Source organism: Erythrobacter sp. YT30 (assembly GCF_001542875.1).
Classification (GTDB): domain Bacteria; phylum Pseudomonadota; class Alphaproteobacteria; order Sphingomonadales; family Sphingomonadaceae; genus Erythrobacter.
On record NZ_LMAF01000002.1, the window covers coordinates 350,846 to 368,613 of the forward strand.

Here is a 17,768-nt window from a genome sequence, read left to right on the forward strand (position 1 = left end):
CCCCGAATTCAGCCTGACCAAACATGGCGCGATTAGTTGACGTAATAGCCACGGAATTTCTTCGTGTAGGCATAGACATCGCCATCGCCAGTGCTGGCAAATTTCTTGATATTGACTTGGCTTAGAGCAAGCCCCGTGATCTTCGCTCCCGCTTCGAGCAGCATGTCCACCACCGCTTCGACCGCGCGAACGGATGTCTTCTTCCACTGCGTCACCAGCAGCACGCGATCGACTGCGGCCGCGATAACCCGGCCTTCCGCAATCGCGAGGATCGGCGCAGTGTCCACCACGACCACGTCATAACGGCTGCGCAATTCGCCGATCATTTCGCGGATCTTGTCATCTGTCATCGGATTGCCGGCATCATCGGATCCCTCATTGCTTCCCAGCAAATCGAGGCCCGTGCGCGGATCGGTATAGATGCAATCTTCCAGCTCCGCGCGGCCATTCAAGTAGTCGAAAATGTCGTATTCGCACTCATAATCGAGCAGGTCACTCGACCCGCGGCGCCGCAAATCGGCATCGATCAGGATCGTCTTCACGCCCGACATCGCTGTTGCCCGGCCAAGACACACTGATGTTGTGGTCTTGCCCTCGCCCGGCAGCGCTGACGTGATCGCAATCGCGCGCGGACGTTTGCCCGGCGACAAAGTCAGGAAGGTCTGGATGGAGCGGAAGCTTTCCGCGAACAAAGACTTGGGATTGTTGACCACATATTCCTGTGGTGGCTCCAATGCCATGCGCCCCTTGATCGTGGATTTGAGCGTAGGGATTGCTCCTGCATAACGAAGCCGCAAACGCCGTTCCACATCGCGTTTTGTCTGGACGCCGCGGCGCAGATATTCCGCGATAAAGATCGAGGCGAAACCGAGCGCGAAACCGCCCACCATCGCAAGCGCCAGCGTCAGTGGATAGTTCGGACTTGAAGGCGCGGTTGGAACAGATGCGCGCGCCGCAAAGCTTGCATCGGGAAGCGCACTGTCACGCAGCGCGACATTCTCCTGCGAACGCGCAAGGAAGCTTTGATAAATCGACTGGGCAGCTTCTGCCTTTTGCTCCAGTTCGCTCAAGCCCGCCTGCGCGCGGCTGCTTGCCGTAAGGCTGCCCAGCGCCTGCTCACGGCTGCCGGCAAGTGAGGCTACGCGCGATTGAGCGGTCTGCACTTCGGCCTGAAGGCTTGAGATGACGCGGTTGATTTCCTGCTGGATGCGGGTCTGAATTTCGATCAGTTCGGACTGCGCCTGACGCCGTTCGGGATGCAATTCTCCATAACGCTCTGTCAGCACAGCCAGTTGCGCGCCAACACGCGCTTCTTGCTGGCGAAGGCTGGTAATCGTGCCCGAACCAAGCGCCGCACCCACATCAGCGCCGCCACCGCCGCGCGCCAATTGCTCGCGCGCTGCTGCCAGACGGCCCTGCTTTTCAGCCAGTTCAGCCTGAGCGGATGCCAATTGCTGGTTGAGATTGGAGACTTCCTGTTCGGCATTGCTGCCGCCATTGGCGCTAACCAAACCGCGTGCGGCGCGGTAATTATCGAGCTGCACCTGCGCATCAATGGCGTTGCGCTCCAACTCGCCCAAACGCTCACTGATAAAAGCCTGCGTGGCGGCTGATCGCTGGAGTTTGTCATTCACCTGCGACTGCAGATACGCCTCGGCAAGAAGGTTCGCGGCAGCAGCGACAAATGTACTGTCATCGCCAGTCGCCGTGATGTCGATCACTTTGGTCGATCCGGAGCGCACCACCGTTGTCGCGCTGCGAATTCGGCGGCCAAGCGTCTCAACCTCTGCCGCCGTGTAATCATCGCCATCGGGAGATGCATACCGCTCTGCGTACAATTGACCGGCAATCTCAGCGACAAGCGGCGACCCGACCAGACGCAATTCGGTATCAACCTCGTCAGCGTTGGGGATGGTCGAATTTTCATTAGGCCCGGATGTTCGAACCGGATCGACCGAGGGTTCAATCAGCAGGCTCGCGCGCGCGGTGTATTCAGGCGTTGTCGTCAGCAGATAGGCGACCGCCGCCAGCATGACGGCGGCGATGCAGCCCAGAAACAGCCACAGATTGCGGCGGAAGACCTGCCAAAGAAAACTCGGATCGGGGAGCAGCGGCGTGCGCGGCGCGCTTTCGGGCGGGCCATCGTCTTCATCTAGATCGTCAACTGGAACTTCAATTTTCACGTGTTCGTCTCGACCGTTCCAAATGCGCCAGAATCCCTGGAGCCTTTAAGCCGCGAGCAAAGCGGATTGTGCCTGATCCGCCAATGAACGCGCATGAAGTGCCCCAAATGCGACTTCGTAAAATTGCCAATTACAAGACCCTAGTCAGATTGCGGCCGCTTTCATAGGAAGCAGTGCTCTTTACGGCAAAGTTTTTCGGACGAAGCGTGCTATAAATGCAACCTTGCAGCAAACCTCCTATTTTCATCGTCGGCGCACCGCGATCAGGCACGACGATGCTGGCGGCAATGCTGGCTTCGCACCCTGAAATTGCAGCAGGGCCAGAGACCCAGTTTTTCAGCAAATTGCCCGGCGCAGCGCTCGAAAAGGCATGTGAGGACGCGAACTGGCCATCGGATGCGGTGCGCCTGCTGTTATCGCTCACGCTTGCCGATCAGAATGTGAGCACGCTTTTCAACACGGACGAAGCGCAGCTGACCGAACACCTTGCGGCCCAAAACCCCAGCATTTCCGCCATTCTTGAAGCTTTGACCGTGCCGTTTGCGAAGGCGCAGGACAAAGCGCGCTGGGCGGAGAAAACGCCCAATCATATCCAGCATCTCGAAACCATCCGGCAGCTTTGGCCCGAGGCAAAGATCATCCGCATCATCCGCGATTCCCGCGATGTAGGGCTTTCGACGCGAAAGATACCCACTTTCAGCGACCACATTTTGCCCAATATCTATGTCTGGCGGGATTGGAATGCGGGGGCCGAAGCTTTTCTGGAAGCTGACGCTGGATCAATGACGGTTCGCTATGAGGATATTGTCGATGATGCAGAAGGCCAATTGCTGCGCATTTGCGATCACATTGGCGAGGATTTCGATCCGGCCATGACCCGCTTTGAAAGCGCTGCGCAAAGCGTTTCCTCTACCAATGAAAGCTGGAAGGGTCAGGTCGCTGAGGGGATGACCGCTTCGCGAAAATACGCCTGGAAGTCGGACCTGCCCGCCGACCTTCGGCAAGTGTGCGACATGGTCTGCCATGAATTGCTCGTCCGTCACGGATATGAGCACGGGCCAGAACCTGTTGAAACGCGCACCGCCTATCGCCTGTCGCGCGACTATATCGAGAAGCAGGAGAGCGTTCTCATCCGCGACGCCGCTAACGGTGTGCGCTGGCTGACCGCCGATAGTCCCCAAACAGCGGCGCGGATCGTCGACCACCCGCAATATTCGCGCTTTCGCGATCCGGCCTTGTTGGGCCGCCTGTTTATGGGAAGAGCCAAATCCTGGTTCGAGCGACTGGCCTGATCCGCGCCACTCAAGACACTTTATTCGCAATTTTCTGCGCGAAAACGCCTGCTTTGTAAGAGCCGTTGATCGCGGCGCGCTTTACTGCGGGCATCCGCTCACCCGATGCCACTTCTTCCAACGCGATCCGGTAGGCTGGATGGTCGATCCATTCCCCGCAAAAATGAACGATAGCAGGTTCAACCATCTGCCCGTTCTTCTCAAACGAGCACTCGCCTTTGAGAATGTCGAGATGCACCGGCCCTGTTGCGTTAAGCGGCGTTCGCATCAGCTTCCCGCCATCATCGTAGAGATCAGTCAGTCCCATTTTCGCGAGCGCCAAGCCGATGAGCGTCTCCTCACCTGGGCCAGCCACGTCGAAATCGAGAATGCCCAATTCGCTTTGGCGATGGCGGATTTCTTCAGCCTCGGCAAAGACTTGCGCTGCGGTCTCGCATTTGCGGAAGAAATAAACCCCACCGTTGAATTTAGGAAAGCACGCCCCGCCAACTTTCGCGAGAGCGGCACCCACATCCTCAAGCCACAGGTCTTTATCGCCCGCCTTCAGATAGGTGTTCACAACCGGCGAGAAATCCCACGCGCTGATCGCATCCAGACTTCGCGAAAAATCGCGCGTCACCAAGCAATCGGAATCGATGAAAAGCGTCTCTTCGAACGGCGAATATTCGTAAATCCGCGTCTTCAGCACTGTGCCAGCCTCGGCAAAGCTTTCCATCCGGACCTGCTCATCGAAAGGCGCGATGCTCTCTTCGCGATCGGTCACAAGGCAGATCGGCAAATGCGGCACGTGCAGTTTTACCGAGCGGGCAAGCGCAACCGCCTGATCGACATACTTTTGCCGACCATAAGCCATGGTAATCAGTCCAAGTTTTGCCCGGCTCGTCATTTCTGGATCGCATTCCTATCATCATCCGCCTAATGCAAGGCTTTGTGTGAGGTAGAGGGCCTTAACTAGAGACGATGCGCGGTCTTTATCGCCTTACATTGATGTATCGCCGTATAAGAGCGCGGTTTTTGCTGCGGCGAGCCCTGGCTGCGGTGGATCGTTTTCCGTGCGTCACCCCGCAAGAAAATCATGCCCTGCCTGCTCCGCTTATCGTGACGCTTACATCCTATCCGCCACGCTTTCCCGATTTGGCCAAGACACTGCGATCGTTGCTTGATCAGACACTCGCCGCAGACAATGTCCAGCTATGGGTCGCGCATGATGACGCGGCACAACTGCCAAATGATGTGCGCGCTCTCGAAAAACACGGTCTCGAAATCAAGACGAGCGAAGACATGCGCTCTTATAAAAAGCTGATACCGGCTCTCAAAGAGCGGCCCGATTGCTTTTACGTGACGGCAGATGATGATGTGTATTATCCGCCCGAATGGCTCGCCGGATTGGTCGCCGCGCAAAAGGCGCATCCAGGCAGCGTCATCGCGACGCGATCGCATATGGCCCACCGGGATGAAGACGGACGCCTCGCGCCTTATGAAACGTGGGAGCTTGCCGCCTCGCAAACCGAAAACCGAGACGATGGCCGCGTCCTTTTTCCAACCGGTGTCGGCGGTATTCTTTACCCGCCTGGATGCTTTGCCGAAGAGGTCCTGGATCGGGACCTTTTCATGAAGCTGTGCCCAAGGGGCGATGATATCTGGTTTTTCTGGATGGCGCGCAAAGCAGGCACACAGCACCGCCGCACGCCCGATCATTTCGATATCGTGGATTGGCCGAATTCGCAGGACGTCGCGCTGGCTGCGCAGAACCTCTACTCGGACGGCAATGACAGCCAAATCCGAGCGATGGAGGCGCATTTTGGACCTGTGCCAGATGTACCAATCGATGAGGGTCGTGCTTCGTGAGCAAGCGGATCAGCTTTCTGATGCCGACCTACAACCGCTCGGACTACATTTCCGAAGCGATTGGCTCGATCACAGGCCAGATGGGCGAAGATGACGAAATCATCGTTGTCGATGATGGCTCCAGCGATGCGACGCCCGCCGTGCTGGCCGGATTTGGCGATACAATCACGCATTTGCGGCAGGAGAATGCGGGTAAATCGGTCGCGCTGAATGGCGCGATGGACCGGGCGAGCGGAGAATTCATCTGGATCTGCGATGATGATGATTTGTTGTGCCCCAATGCCGCAGCGACACTGCTCAATCTGATTGAGGCATCGGGCGCCGATTTCGTCTTTGGCCGCTATGCAAAGTTCACCCATCGAAAGGGTGCGCGCGTCGATCTGGGAATGGCGCATTGGCCCGAGCTCAGCGAAGGATCTGTGGCGCGCCATATCCTCGAAGATGCCTTCGTGATGCACAACGCCACCCTCGCGCGGCGCAGCCTTTATGAGCGCGTCGGCCCATTCGATCCGGCGATGCTGCGCGCGCAGGATTACGACATGTTCGTGCGGTGCGCAATGCGGGGCCGCGCGGCATTTACCGATGAACTGATCTTCTGGCAGCGCAAACACGAAGGTGCGCGTGGGCCGTCGGCAATGCTTCATGCGGCAGGTCAATCGAACACGGTCTGGCAGGACTACGATGCGCGCATTTTTGAGCGGGTTTATGCAAACGTGCCTCTGTCCTTTTTCGAAGGGATGTTTGCAGCCGAAGACAAAGCGCTGGTAAAGCGCGCTGGCCTGTTGCAACGCGCGACCGTGATGGCGCGGCACGATCTGTGGGAGCATGCTCTCACCGATTGGACCAACGCCTGCGAGGTTAGAGACGCTTCTCTCACCCCTGCTGAAACCGAGATTTGCCGCCGCGCAATGGCTGGTAAACATGGGTTTGCAGGAGCGCTCGAACCTGATGTGCTCACTGGCCTGCACGCGCTCAAAGCGAAGGGCGATCTGGGCGCTGCCATTGTTCGCGAGCTTGTCGAGGGATTGGTTTGGCGGATGCGCGATCCCGATGAAGCCAATCGCGCACTTGCCTGGAAATTGGCAGCGAACTTGGGAGCGCGGGTCACGCTTTTGCGCGGCATTATGAGCAGGCTGGTGCCCGGAGCACGCTCTTCCAGTTGCGATCAGGCTGTCACCGAGCTTTCCGAAATACCGCTGCTCGATTGAGCTTGCGCTCGCCTGGCAAGACCATTCAAATGCTCAGCCAGCCGCATTGCCAGTGCGACAATCGTTTGCGTCGGATTGGCATGGCCGCCGGTTGAAAAGACCGAACCACCAACGACCGACAGGTTGGCCGTCCCATGTACGGTCAGATCAGCATCGACCACGCCAGTTTTTGCATCCTCGCTCATCCGGGTTCCGCCAAGCTGGTGCAGGCTATCGCGCCGACAGCTGAGATCGATGGTGTCTGGTGTGATGCCCTCCGCCTGGCGCATTTCTCCCAGACCGGCCTCGCTGATAAGGCTCGCAAATCCCGCCATTGCGGCGTGGGCAGTGCGGCGATCGACGGGGTTGATTTTCCAATGCACCTTGGCGCGCGGCTGCCCCAACGGATCAGCCTCATCGGCTAGCGTGATATAACTTTCGCGGTCCACCGCTTGCTCGGAATCGATCTCAACCAGAACGCGCGCCCTGCGATGCTGCACTGCTTCTCCTGTAAGACGCGATTTTGCAGATCCCAGCCAATCGAGCGGTGAAAGCCCGCGCTGGGGATCGTATCTGAGGACCAGCGAAGCATTGCCGAGCTCATTTGCGCGGGCGAATTCGGGGTTGAAGGAAAAGCCTGTCTCGCTCATCGAACATCCAGAGCGTCGATGGATATTAAAAGCGCTCTGCAATTCACCAAGCTGGCGGGTGTCCGCTTTGATTTCGCCTGCATCGAGCCGCAAGTGCTGCCCAAATCCGCGCCCAAGCCAAGGCGACACCTCTCCGAGCAATTCGGGATGGGAGCGCTGGGCTGACAGCAGCATCCGGCATGTTTCAACGCAGCCTGCGGCAATGACGAAGTGGTTGGCTTTGACAAGGAGCGAGCGGCCAGTGCGGTCCATCACCCTTACGGCCTTTACCGCCGCGCCATTGCTCATGATTTCAACGCAGTGCGCCTCGTAAACGATGTTGCGCTTTTCACCTGCAAATGCGTCTTTCAGATGATTGCCAAAGCGCAAGATGCCGGTGCGCTTATCCTCGGCAAAGCGCCATATTGCAGGATCGAACCGATTGTCCTTTGCGGCGAGCTTAGAAGAGGCATCAGCGCTCTCCGGTTCTGGCAAGTGCATGAGCGATGCGGCCTTGTCAGACCACTTCAGCATCTCATCATAGGAAATCGGCCAGCCTGTCTCGCTGATCCATGGGCGATCCTCGAAATCATATGCGTCAAGCGGGATACACCGGCCAGTCCAGCGCAGGGTCGCCCCGCCCACGCCGCGCACGCGCACGGCGTCGATCTTGCTCGGTTCGCCTGCGTTGATCGAATGAAAGATGTGGTGCGTGCGGACATCGGTTGCCAAGCCGCCGCTTTCGATCACGAGGCAATCGCGGTCCAGTTGCGAGGCGAGGGTTAAGCCAGCCGGGCCAGCGCCGATGATCACCACATCGGTCGAAAGAACCGCCTCGCTGATTGCGCTTGCGGGGCGAATGGTCATCGCGCAAGCCTGTCGAAATCGTCGCTGGTAAGGAGCGCGCGGGCCGCCATGACGGTTTCCTGCTGGCCCTTGTACCGATCAATCAGAATGTCGCGGATCGCGGTGGGTTGCCGCACCAAAAACCACAAAGTCGAAATCAGCCCCCGATATTTGCGGTTCTCAAGCGCCTCGCGGTGGATCACTTTTTCCTCAAGATGGCGGATATGGCGCGCAATCGCTGCTTTTTCCCGCGATGAGAGCCGCGGATTGGCGCTGATCTCGCGCGAGGCATCGAGGAACGCTCGCAAATGCGAAATGGCATGATCTGCGCTTAAGGAATTGGCCCGCACCAACGCGTTGTATCCGCATTTCTCGACCAGCTTGAACCGCGCGCCCAATGCCAGCATTTGGGCATAGAGCACGAAATCCTCTCCCAGACGGCAGCGATCGTTGAAGGACAGGCCGTGCTCCTCAAGAAAAGCGCGCCTGATCACAGGCTTCAGAAAACCCAATTCGGTGCGGTTGTCGTTTCTCTTGCCGAGATTTCCGAGAACGAAGGTCTCAAAGTTGATCGTGCACGCTCGCCCCGGCCCCTCACCCCATGGATCGGCGGGGGGAAGCGTGTGATGCGAATGCGTGAAATGAAGATTGTCCGCGCACAAATCCCAATCTTCCTGCGCCATGATCGCAGCGAAACGGCCCGGCAGAAACGCATCATCGGAATCGAGCACTGCCACAAAGGGAGCCTCGGTGCGCTGCAACGCGACATTGCGCGCAGCCGAGGGCCCCTGATTGAAAGGCTGCTTGATCGTGATCAGCCGTTCATCGCCCTCACCAGCCGCCTTTGCCGCCTCAAGCGTTGCGTCCTTCGAGCAATCGTCAACGACGTACACTTCACAGGTTTCGGGCTGCATCAGCGCGCTTTTGACCGCAGTCGCAATCGTCGCCTCAGCATTATAGGCCGCTATGATCACAGCGACGCAGGGCTCGTTTGTATCGATCTGTGACACGCAATAACTTCCCACGCCCGAAGGATATGCCCGCATGAGCCGACCCGGTTGACATGCGCGTCTACACACACTTGTTGCAGCGCACAAACACTGCCATCAACGAGCTCCGCCCGAATGGAGGCTTTTCTTGCGGCTAGGCTATCTCGTGCACAATCTGAACGATGCTGCGGTGGAGCGACGCTGCCGTATGCTGAGTGCAGGCGGCGCGGATGTGGCGCTGGCAGGGTTTTGCCGCGATGCTGAAATGGGCGTGGCGGCGCGCGGACGAGGAGCGCTTATGCTCGGCCAGTCGCACGATGCCGCCCTCGCCGCCCGAGCAGCGATGACGTTGAAGAATGCGGTCAGCAATTCGGCCCTGCGCGATCATTTTGCCGCGTGCGATGCGATCATGGCGCGCAATCTGGAGCAGTTGGCCATTGCCGCGCGCATCGCCGATGGTCGCCCGCTCATCTACGAATGCCTCGACATACACCGCGCTCTGTTGGGTGACAGCCTGCCAGCGCGCATCATCCAATGGATTGAGCAGAAGCTGTTGCAACGCTCAGATCTGCTCATCACTTCCTCGCCTGCATTCATTCGCAACCACTTTGCGAGCCGCGAGATCGGCGGTGAGATCGTACTGGTAGAAAACAAGCTGCTGCTTGATCCGATTGGCTCGGCGGTAGAGAGCGTAGAGCCCGCCGATACGGATCGCCCTATCACGATAGGCTGGTTCGGGATGCTTCGATGCAAGCGCACACTGGAATTTCTAACGCAACTGATCACGCGATCTGAAGGCCGGGTTAAGGTCCTGATCGCGGGCAAACCCTCGCCAGCCGAATTGCCGAACCTCGAAGCCGAGGCGGCTCGCTGCGAAGGCATCACCTTCACCGGACCCTACACCTACGATGATCTGCCGCAGCTTTATGGCCAGTGCGATTTTGCTTGGAGCATTGACTGGTTCGAGGAAGGCCTCAACAGCAAATGGCTTCTCCCCAATCGTATCTACGAAGCGATTGCACATGGCGCGATCCCGATTGCCTTGGCCGATGTCGAAGTCGGCCACTGGCTGAAACGGCACGATGCCGGATTGGTCGTGCGTGATGCAGAAGAGGCGGCAGAGCGGATCTTGAGCGTTGCTCCAAGCGAACTTGCGCAAATGCGCCAAGCAATCGACAAAATCGAGCGCGATACTGTCATCTGCTCGCTTGAGGAATGCCGCGATCTGGTGCGCACAATCGAGGGCTTGAGCGTGCGATGAGTGTGCTTGCCGTCATTCCCTGCCTTAATGAGGCCGAGCATCTCGACGGGCTGCTCACGCAGATGCTGGGCGACCAGACTTACACCAAACTCGTTGTCGCCGATGGGGGCAGCGATGATGGAAGCCTTGCCATCATCGCCCAGCATCAGGCCCGCGATCCGCGCCTTAAATTGCTCGACAATCCCGACCGCATCCAATCAGCCGGGATCAATCGCGCGGTCGCGCAATATGGTGATGGGATGGATTGGCTGGTGCGGATTGATGCGCATTGCCTTTATCCCGACAATTACGGCGCGCAGCTGATCGCAATTGCCGAGCGGGAAAACGCCGATGCGGTGGTCGTACCCATGGTCACCCGGGGCAATGAAGGGTGGCAGAAAGCTACCGCGATTGCGCAAAACAGCGCGCTTGGCACGGGAGGCTCTGCACATCGACATTTGTCGAAAGGCCAATGGGTCGATCATGGTCATCACGCGCTGATGCGGGTGGAGGCATTCAAACAGCTGGGCGGTTATTGCGAACAAATGCCATGCAATGAGGATGCCGAATTCGATGTGCGCCAGACCAAAGAGGGCCTTCGCATCTGGCTCGATCCTGCACCTGCCATCACGTATTTTCCGCGCAAATCGCTTGGCGCGCTAGCCCGGCAATATTTCCGCTATGGCACGGGCCGCGCGCGCACGGTGCGCAGACATAAGGTGCGCATGAAATTGCGCCAGCTAATCCCTGTCGGCATTTTCTGTGCGCTTTGCGCAGTGCCGCTGGCCTTTCTTCACCCCATTTTTGCAGCTCCCGCCGCGCTGTGGGCGCTGGCTTGCCTTGCCTACGGCGTATGGGCGGGCATCAAAGCAGGCGGCGGGGGCATGGCAATGCTCTCGGGAATCCCGGCGATGATCATGCATGCAAGCTGGGGGGCGGGCTTCACGGCAGAGTGGCTGGGAAATCGGGCCGGTGATCGTCCCAAATATGGACTGCAAGACGAACCGGGCGACACGCGCGTTTAGCCTCGCCCACTTTGGCTGACATTGCCCGCTGCCCGTCCTACACCCGTGCAACAGGAAACGGTGTTGCAGCGCACAAATACGGCGGCAAGTGTCGCGATTGCGCCAGCAAAACGAGGCAAGGGGAACCCGGAGAAGTGGTGGCACCCGTGGTCAGATTGCATGTCGGCGCGCACAAGACCGCATCGACATACATTCAGGAAACTCTGCTGCTTAACCGTGCAGAAAGCGCCGCTGCAGGCGTTGCCTATTGGCCATTGCATGCCGTGCGGCGATCCCTACGGGCGGCAAGACGCGAGATCGCGAATGGGGAGGATTCCGGATGGAAAGCGCCCTGGAACAAATCGCCCGACGCCCTGCATAAAGCGGCAGAGCGGTTAAACGAATTGCTGCTCGATAATTACGAAGTCACGATCTCTGAGGAAAACATCCTCGGCAATCCCGATGATTGTTATCGCAGTCCCTTTTATCGCAGAGCGTCACAAACGCTTGAATTGTTGAAGGAACCGCTGAAGGATCGCCCTGTCGAAGTGTTGCTGGCAGTCCGATCCTATCCTGCCTTTCTCGCTTCGCTTTATGCAGAGGCCCTGCGCCATGGCATGTTCACCACGCCTGAAAAGATGATGGAGGCCAATCAAACCTGCGAAGGGCAATGGCTCCACGTGATCGACACGATCCGCAGCGCCCTTCCCCATGCGAAAATCATTGTTTGGCGGTATGAGGACTTTGCAAAAGTAGAAAATGATGTGCTTTCGCGGCTAAGCGGTCTACCGGCGCGCGATATGAAAAAGCCTTCGCAATCAGATATCTTGCCCAGCGCATCGCCAGAGGCAATCGAGCAGATGATCCAGATGGCAAGATCGCTCACTCCGCCTCAGCGCGTTTTCAAGATGCTCGCTTTGAAAGCACAACATCCGCGCGAACGTTCGAAGGGCGGTCGGTTTATGCCGTTTTCCGACGATGCGAGAGCAGGGCTGCGGACCGAATACGAAGCTGATCTCAAAATCATCGAAGCGCGCGATGATGTCACTTTGCTTTCCTGAAACCGATGCGGATGAGTATAGCTAGTCACGCATGATGGAAGTGTCCCGATCCAAACTGCTGAAAGGCGCCGGCTGGGTGTCTGCGGCGAGCGTGGCTGTCAATTCGCTCGGAATTGTCAGCACGATCATTCTTGCGCGCCTGCTAATGCCGTCGGATTTCGGTCTGGTGGCGATTGCGACCGCGCTGGTGAGCATTATCGGGGTGATTTCGGAATTCTCGCTTTCCAAGGCGCTGATCCAACACCGCGATCCGAGCGAGGATCACTATCACACAGCCTGGACGATGAATGTGATCCGCGGGCTTATCGTCGGGGGCGTGATTGCAGCGCTCGGCCACCCGCTGAGCGCATTCTACGATGAGCCTCGCCTCACTGAAATCCTTTGGGTGTTGGGTTTCATCACTTTCGTTGGCGCCTTCGTTAACCCCAAACTCGTTGTTTTTGAACGAGAATTAAGCTTCAGCCAGTCCTTCACCATCCGCCTTGCAAGCAAGGTCGCAGGCTTCTGCACCACCGTCTCGATAGCTTGGATTTACCAAAGCTATTGGGCACTGGTGTTCGGAGTGTTAGCGACAGAGACAGCAATCGTCGCGGTGTCGTATCTGCTCATACCGTTCCGGCCGAAACCCATGCTGCGCGAATATCGCGAACTGCTGTCCTTCTCGATCTGGCTCACATTTGGCCGCTGGGTACAAGCGCTGAACTGGCGCGCGACGCCGCTGCTGTTCGGGTATCTGCTCCCGCCGAGCATTCTTGGTCAGTACAGCCTTAGCAGCAGGCTGGTGAGCAAGACGCTGGAACAAGCGACCTCACCAATCAAGGCGCTCCTCTTTCCCGCTTTTTCCAGGCTTCAGGATGACAAAACGAGGCTGCGCCTCGGTTATATGCGTTCGCAAGGGGCGCTTTGCCTGATCGTCTTTCCAATCGCGGCAGGCTTTGCCGTTCTGGCAGAAGACATCGTCCGACTGGCAATCGGGACAAAATGGCTGCCCGCCGTTCCCTTAATGCAGATTGTCGCCGCAACCCGGATCATCCAGACGTTCCAAAATATAGATGCAATCGCGATGGCAACTGCCAACACCAAGAGATTGTTCCACCGCGATCTGCGCGCATTCTTCATCCGTTGGCCGCTTGTGATAGCCGGTCTTTATGCCGGGTATGTGCAAGGCGATGCAGATGCGTATGCCGTGCTGATTGGCGGGATGATCGGCCAGATCGGCGCAGTTTCAGTGAACTGCGTGCTCAATGCCCGGCTCGTGTCACAGATCAGCCCTGTCTCTATGATCGATCATGGGTCATTCATCTGGCGACCGCTTTGCGCGATCCTCGTAATGATCGCCATCGTCTACGGAGCCAATAATGCGATCCCTAATGTCGATGGCCCGATTGCCGAGATTTCGAGGATGATGGCCCTCGTTGCGCTAGGAGCGATCACCTATCCTCTGATCCTCTATGCACTTTGGGTCATCGGCGGGAAAGGCAACACCGTCGAGCATGAGTGTGCAGGGATTGTGTGGGATTTAATCGCCAAAGCCCGCGTCAAACTGATGCCGAAGGAGGGTTAGGCGATGACCCAACCGAATGCGGCAAACCCACCGACCATATCCGTTGTAATGTCCGTCTTTAATGGCGAGGCCTATCTGGCGGACGCAATCCAAAGCGTGCTCGACCAGACTTATACAAATTTCGAGTTCATCCTTATCAATGACGGTTCATCGGATGGATCGCTTGCCATCATCGAGGATTTCGCCGGCCGTGATCCACGTATCCGAGTGATCGATCAGGCCAATACCGGGCTCACCGTAGCCTTGCGCACCGGATGCGAGGCGGCCCGTGGGAAATACATTGCCCGTATGGACGCTGATGATTTTTCAATGCCAGAGCGCCTCGAGAAACAGGTGTATCTGCTTGAGAGCGATCCAGATCTCGTCGCTGCAACCGGCGATGTTGAACACTTCTTTGATGACGGGACAATCAGCCATGTGTCCCGATTGAGGCTCAATCCCAAGCTCCTGCGGCTCTATATCTGCTTCGGAAATCGCATTGGCGGGCATGGACAGGTGATGTTTCGCCGCGATGCTTACGAGAAAGCTGGCGGGTACGATACCACGTTTCGCATGGCGCAGGATTATGACCTTTGGGCCCGGCTGCTGAGGCTCGGAGACTTTGGTATCGTGCGTGAGATCATCTACCGCTTTCGAACAGGGCATGACAGCATCTCAAAACGCAGCAAGTCCGAACAGGCTTCCCATTCCTTGCGAACATGCAGGCGCGAATATGCAAGGGTGACGGGCCAGCAGATCACGGAGGAAATCGCCTTGGGATTGCGCTATTTCTGGTGGAACATGCCCGGCACGGCCACCAATCAGCGCGACACCAGCGCTGTGTCGAAAACGATGGATCGAGCCGTTACAGCGTTCTTTCAGCAGAACCCTCAGCTCGCTCACGAAGAATACGAAGTGCGCCGCAACATCGCCGCGCGATGGTGGTGGCGGGCCAAGGGCGTTCCGCCCTCTCATCTTGATTATCACGCGATTTTCGCTGCGAACATCGCCAAATGGGGAACGTCTGCCCTGATCGCAAAAGCAACGGCGCGCGGATAACATGGCAAACAAACTCACCTGCGTGATGGCGGCCTACAATGATGAGGACTATGTTGGCGCCGCAATCGAGAGCGTGCTGGGTCAGACCTATGGGGATTTTGACTACATCATCGTCAACGACGGCTCGAGCGATGCCACACTTGATATCCTTGAAAGCTATGCCGCGCGCGACAAGCGTATCCAGATCATCAGCCGCGAAAATGGCGGGACGACTAAGGCGACCGTCACCGGAATGAATGCGGCGATGGGCGAATATGTTGCGCGAATGGATGCTGATGATCTGTCGGTTTCAGACCGTTTCGAGCGGCAGATCGCTGTGCTCGATCAAAGACCCGAATGCGTCGCTGTCACATCGCATTTTGAGCATTTCCACGATGATGGAAAGATCAAGATGGTCTCTGATCAGATTGGCCCGGAGGAATTGATCGGGCTCTACAATGGCTTTGCCAATCGCATTGGCGGACACGGACAGGTTATGTTTCGCCGCGATGCCTATGCAAAGGTTGGCGGGTATGATCCGCATTTCCGATATTCGCAGGACTACGATCTGTGGTGCCGCCTGCTGCATCTGGGACGCTTCGCGGTGATTGAGGATATTCTGTATAGATGGCGCGTCGGCTACGGCAGCACGACCGACAAGAACAAAGAACCGCAATTGCGCTGCGCAACGGAGATTGCCTGCCGAGAGCATGAAAGGCTTACCGGAGTGCCATTGACGCACGAAACTGCTCGCGCGCTGATTGATCTGTGGTGGGCGCGAAAGCCTGAAAAAACGCCAATCTCTGAAATGTTCAAAGCCAGCGAGGCCATGGAGCGCGCAGTCATACACTATTTCGCGAAGAACCCGGATGTTGCCTCGTTCGAGCACGAGGCGAGAATGCACATTGCACGGACTTACAAATGGCGCGTGCCGCTCGTAGGCAAAACTAATCTCGTCCGCCGAGTTCTGCTGCTGGGCCTTGCAGCACGGTGGCGTCTGAGCGCTATCGGACGGTAGAGGAAAAGAACCACCGCATGCAGCACCTTTTCATCCTTTGCTATGGCCGGACGGGGTCAACTGTCGTGCAGGGTCTGCTGAATCGGATCGATGGCTACTGCATCCGTGGAGAGCGCAAGGGAGTGCTTTCCGGCCTTGCAAAAGCGGCTGTTTCCGCACGCCGGGAAAAAGAGGAGTTTTCGCCTAATGATATCAAAGTTGGCGTAAAATCCCCGCATTATGGCGTGTCGCAGACCAGTCCTGATAGGTTTGGCAAAGCGCTTGCCGATTTGTTCACGCGTGAAATGCTCACACCGCCTGAGGGGACGAGAGTGTGCGGGACGAAGGACATCACCATGTCCACCGACTGGATCAGCGATGCCGAATTTGATGATGTGATTGAATTCATCATGACCCGTTTTGATGATCCACGCATCGTCTTCCTTACCCGCCGCGCCGATGAAGTTGCGCAATCAGGCTGGTGGGCCGAGATTAGTCCGAAATCTGTCGCAGAGAACATCACGCAAACCGATTCCCGCTTTGCCCGCGCTCGCGAAGCGTATCCAGACCGCACATTCTTACTCGACTATTCCGAATTCAAAGGAACAGTTGATGGCTTTCGACGCCTGCTCGAATGGCTTGGAGAGCCTGTCGATGAAGCGATGCTGGAAGATATCTCCTCAACCAAGCTCATGCATCTCAAAAGCCATTGGCAGCAGAAGAAATCGCCACCACCAGGATTGCTTCAGCGAGCAAAGCGCAAGGTGAAACTCACGGTTAAGAGCCTGATTTCCTAGGTTCCAAGATAGCGCGATTTTACCGCGCTCGATCCCCATTTGAGAACATTGCCGAGTACTGCGAATTTCCGCCCGAAATCGCTCCATGTCACATGATAGCGACGCCACCACCACTTGGCCGCGATCCAGCGTTTTACCTCATATTGCTCGGGTTTAAGTTCCGGGTGCTTGGCAAAGAAAATCGTGACGGCGCGGCTCATCGCGGATGATGCGCGCGAAATCTCGGCCGCGCTGATCCGATTGATGTCAGAAACGGACCAAAAAACACGCAGAGCAAACGCGGTATCCTGATCGATGTCTTCGCCCGTGATCGCCTTATACTGTCGGCGCGCAACACGGCCCGAGATTTCGGCCTGGCGCTTGGCGTTGCGTGAAGAGATACTATCGTGCCCCGAACGATAGCGATAGAGCACTTCGGGCACGACGCCGAAGGGGCCAAGGGCGATCATGCGGGTCCAGAGGTCATAATCCTCTGCAAGATTGAAATCAGGATCATATCCGCCAACCGCCTGATAGGTATCACGGCGATAAATCATCTGGCCATGCCCGCCAATCCGGTTTGAGAAGGCAAGGAAGAGCGGCAATGTGCGCGGATCCATTGGGAATTTTGCGACATGTGGCGGTGAGCCATCTTCATAAAAGTGCTCAACATCGCATGTCACCGCCACCAGTTCGGGGTTGGCTCTTACAAGCGCCATCTGCTTTTCAAAGCGATGCGGCAGCGACACGTCATCGACATCCATGCGGGCAATGTATTCGCCCCGAGCCGCATCCACGCCGCGCCGCAGCGCGATCGTCAGGCCCGTATTCTCCTGATCAATGATGCGAATGCGATCATCGCTAGCCGCATACCGCTGCATGATGTCAAGTGATCCGTCTTTGGACCCGTCGTTGATCAGAATAAGCTCAAAATCGGTGAATGTCTGATCGAGCATGCACTGGATCGCATCCGCCACGAACTCCTCGCCGTTATAAACGGAAAGCACAACCGAAAGGCTGACAGGGAATTCAGTGCTATCAGTGATATCGGACACAGTCAGCGGCTCCGCTTATTGGGCTGCCTCGTGCCTAAAAGAGAAGCTGGGGTGCTAATCAAGGTTATTTTCAAAGCCGT

15 protein-coding genes are annotated in these 17,768 nt (G+C 57.2%); 10 read left to right on the forward strand and 5 right to left on the reverse strand.

The genetic code is table 11. The annotated features are described in order from the left end of the window. Positions 1-32: 32 nt before the first annotated feature. On the reverse strand, positions 33-2,183 hold the full coding sequence (locus AUC45_RS06340) for a polysaccharide biosynthesis tyrosine autokinase (RefSeq protein WP_067599979.1): 2,151 nt from the start codon (positions 2,181-2,183) through the stop codon (positions 33-35). Between the two features lie 215 nt (positions 2,184-2,398). Between AUC45_RS06340 and AUC45_RS06345 the strand changes: the two genes are divergently transcribed. Next, positions 2,399-3,475, forward strand: a complete 1,077-nt coding sequence (locus AUC45_RS06345) for a sulfotransferase (RefSeq protein WP_067599982.1) — start codon at positions 2,399-2,401, stop codon at positions 3,473-3,475. A gap of 10 nt (positions 3,476-3,485) precedes the next feature. On the opposite strand, the gene AUC45_RS06350 is transcribed toward AUC45_RS06345, so the two are convergent. Next, positions 3,486-4,361: a hypothetical protein gene (locus AUC45_RS06350; protein ID WP_067599985.1), complete on the reverse strand. Its 876-nt coding sequence runs from the start codon at positions 4,359-4,361 to the stop codon at positions 3,486-3,488. 74 nt (positions 4,362-4,435) lie between these two features. Here AUC45_RS06350 and AUC45_RS06355 point away from each other — a divergent pair, with 74 nt between their 5' ends. Both AUC45_RS06355 and AUC45_RS06360 read left to right on the forward strand, forming a co-directional pair. Continuing rightward, positions 4,436-5,323: a glycosyltransferase family A protein gene (locus tag AUC45_RS06355; RefSeq protein WP_067599988.1), complete on the forward strand. Its 888-nt coding sequence runs from the start codon at positions 4,436-4,438 to the stop codon at positions 5,321-5,323. After that, on the forward strand, positions 5,320-6,531 hold the full coding sequence (locus tag AUC45_RS06360) for a glycosyltransferase (RefSeq protein ID WP_067599990.1): 1,212 nt from the start codon (positions 5,320-5,322) through the stop codon (positions 6,529-6,531). Before AUC45_RS06355 ends, AUC45_RS06360 begins: the two co-directional genes overlap by 4 nt. Here the strand turns inward: AUC45_RS06360 and AUC45_RS06365 are convergent. Continuing rightward, positions 6,489-8,006: a GMC oxidoreductase gene (locus AUC45_RS06365; RefSeq protein ID WP_067599992.1), complete on the reverse strand. Its 1,518-nt coding sequence runs from the start codon at positions 8,004-8,006 to the stop codon at positions 6,489-6,491. The genes AUC45_RS06360 and AUC45_RS06365 overlap by 43 nt on opposite strands. After that, on the reverse strand, positions 8,003-8,995 hold the full coding sequence (locus AUC45_RS06370) for a glycosyltransferase family 2 protein (RefSeq protein WP_067599994.1): 993 nt from the start codon (positions 8,993-8,995) through the stop codon (positions 8,003-8,005). Before AUC45_RS06370 ends, AUC45_RS06365 begins: the two co-directional genes overlap by 4 nt. A 145-nt stretch (positions 8,996-9,140) precedes the next feature. Here AUC45_RS06370 and AUC45_RS15510 point away from each other — a divergent pair, with 145 nt between their 5' ends. Genes AUC45_RS15510 through AUC45_RS06410 form a run of 7 tightly spaced genes read left to right on the forward strand, consistent with a single transcriptional unit; the run spans position 9,141 to position 16,654 of the window. Continuing rightward, positions 9,141-10,235, forward strand: coding sequence for a glycosyltransferase (locus tag AUC45_RS15510; protein WP_156423773.1), 1,095 nt, complete (start codon positions 9,141-9,143; stop codon positions 10,233-10,235). Beyond that, complete coding sequence (locus AUC45_RS06385; protein WP_156423774.1) at positions 10,232-11,239, forward strand: glycosyltransferase family 2 protein; 1,008 nt, start codon at positions 10,232-10,234, stop codon at positions 11,237-11,239. The genes AUC45_RS15510 and AUC45_RS06385 overlap by 4 nt, the downstream gene beginning before the upstream one ends. An 11-nt stretch (positions 11,240-11,250) precedes the next feature. Further along, complete coding sequence (locus AUC45_RS06390; RefSeq protein WP_156423775.1) at positions 11,251-12,279, forward strand: hypothetical protein; 1,029 nt, start codon at positions 11,251-11,253, stop codon at positions 12,277-12,279. A gap of 31 nt (positions 12,280-12,310) precedes the next feature. Beyond that, positions 12,311-13,843, forward strand: a complete 1,533-nt coding sequence (locus tag AUC45_RS06395) for a lipopolysaccharide biosynthesis protein (RefSeq protein ID WP_067600007.1) — start codon at positions 12,311-12,313, stop codon at positions 13,841-13,843. Between the two features lie 3 nt (positions 13,844-13,846). Then, entirely contained in the window at positions 13,847-14,881 is a 1,035-nt protein-coding gene (locus AUC45_RS06400; protein ID WP_082701006.1) for a glycosyltransferase, read from the forward strand. A gap of 1 nt (position 14,882) precedes the next feature. Continuing rightward, a complete protein-coding gene (locus AUC45_RS06405; RefSeq protein ID WP_067600013.1) occupies positions 14,883-15,878 on the forward strand; it encodes a glycosyltransferase in 996 nt (331 codons plus the stop codon). A gap of 17 nt (positions 15,879-15,895) precedes the next feature. Next, complete coding sequence (locus AUC45_RS06410) at positions 15,896-16,654, forward strand: sulfotransferase (protein WP_156423776.1); 759 nt, start codon at positions 15,896-15,898, stop codon at positions 16,652-16,654. On the opposite strand, the gene AUC45_RS06415 is transcribed toward AUC45_RS06410, so the two are convergent. Next, positions 16,651-17,688, reverse strand: coding sequence for a glycosyltransferase (locus tag AUC45_RS06415; protein ID WP_067600020.1), 1,038 nt, complete (start codon positions 17,686-17,688; stop codon positions 16,651-16,653). The genes AUC45_RS06410 and AUC45_RS06415 overlap by 4 nt on opposite strands. Positions 17,689-17,768 lie beyond the last annotated feature (80 nt).

What these genes read in the sequence shown, in the direction of transcription:
- AUC45_RS06345 (WP_067599982.1), top strand. Translation starts at nt 2,399, where the DNA reads ATGCAACCTTGCAGCAAACCTCCTATTTTCATCGTCGGCGCACCGCGA.
- AUC45_RS06350 (WP_067599985.1), bottom strand. Translation starts at nt 4,361, where the DNA reads ATGACGAGCCGGGCAAAACTTGGACTGATTACCATGGCTTATGGTCGG.
- AUC45_RS06355 (WP_067599988.1), top strand. Translation starts at nt 4,436, where the DNA reads ATGCGCGGTCTTTATCGCCTTACATTGATGTATCGCCGTATAAGAGCG.
- AUC45_RS06365 (WP_067599992.1), bottom strand. Translation starts at nt 8,006, where the DNA reads ATGACCATTCGCCCCGCAAGCGCAATCAGCGAGGCGGTTCTTTCGACC.
- AUC45_RS06385 (WP_156423774.1), top strand. Translation starts at nt 10,232, where the DNA reads ATGAGTGTGCTTGCCGTCATTCCCTGCCTTAATGAGGCCGAGCATCTC.
- AUC45_RS06395 (WP_067600007.1), top strand. Translation starts at nt 12,311, where the DNA reads ATGATGGAAGTGTCCCGATCCAAACTGCTGAAAGGCGCCGGCTGGGTG.
- AUC45_RS06400 (WP_082701006.1), top strand. Translation starts at nt 13,847, where the DNA reads ATGACCCAACCGAATGCGGCAAACCCACCGACCATATCCGTTGTAATG.
- AUC45_RS06405 (WP_067600013.1), top strand. Translation starts at nt 14,883, where the DNA reads ATGGCAAACAAACTCACCTGCGTGATGGCGGCCTACAATGATGAGGAC.
- AUC45_RS06410 (WP_156423776.1), top strand. Translation starts at nt 15,896, where the DNA reads ATGCAGCACCTTTTCATCCTTTGCTATGGCCGGACGGGGTCAACTGTC.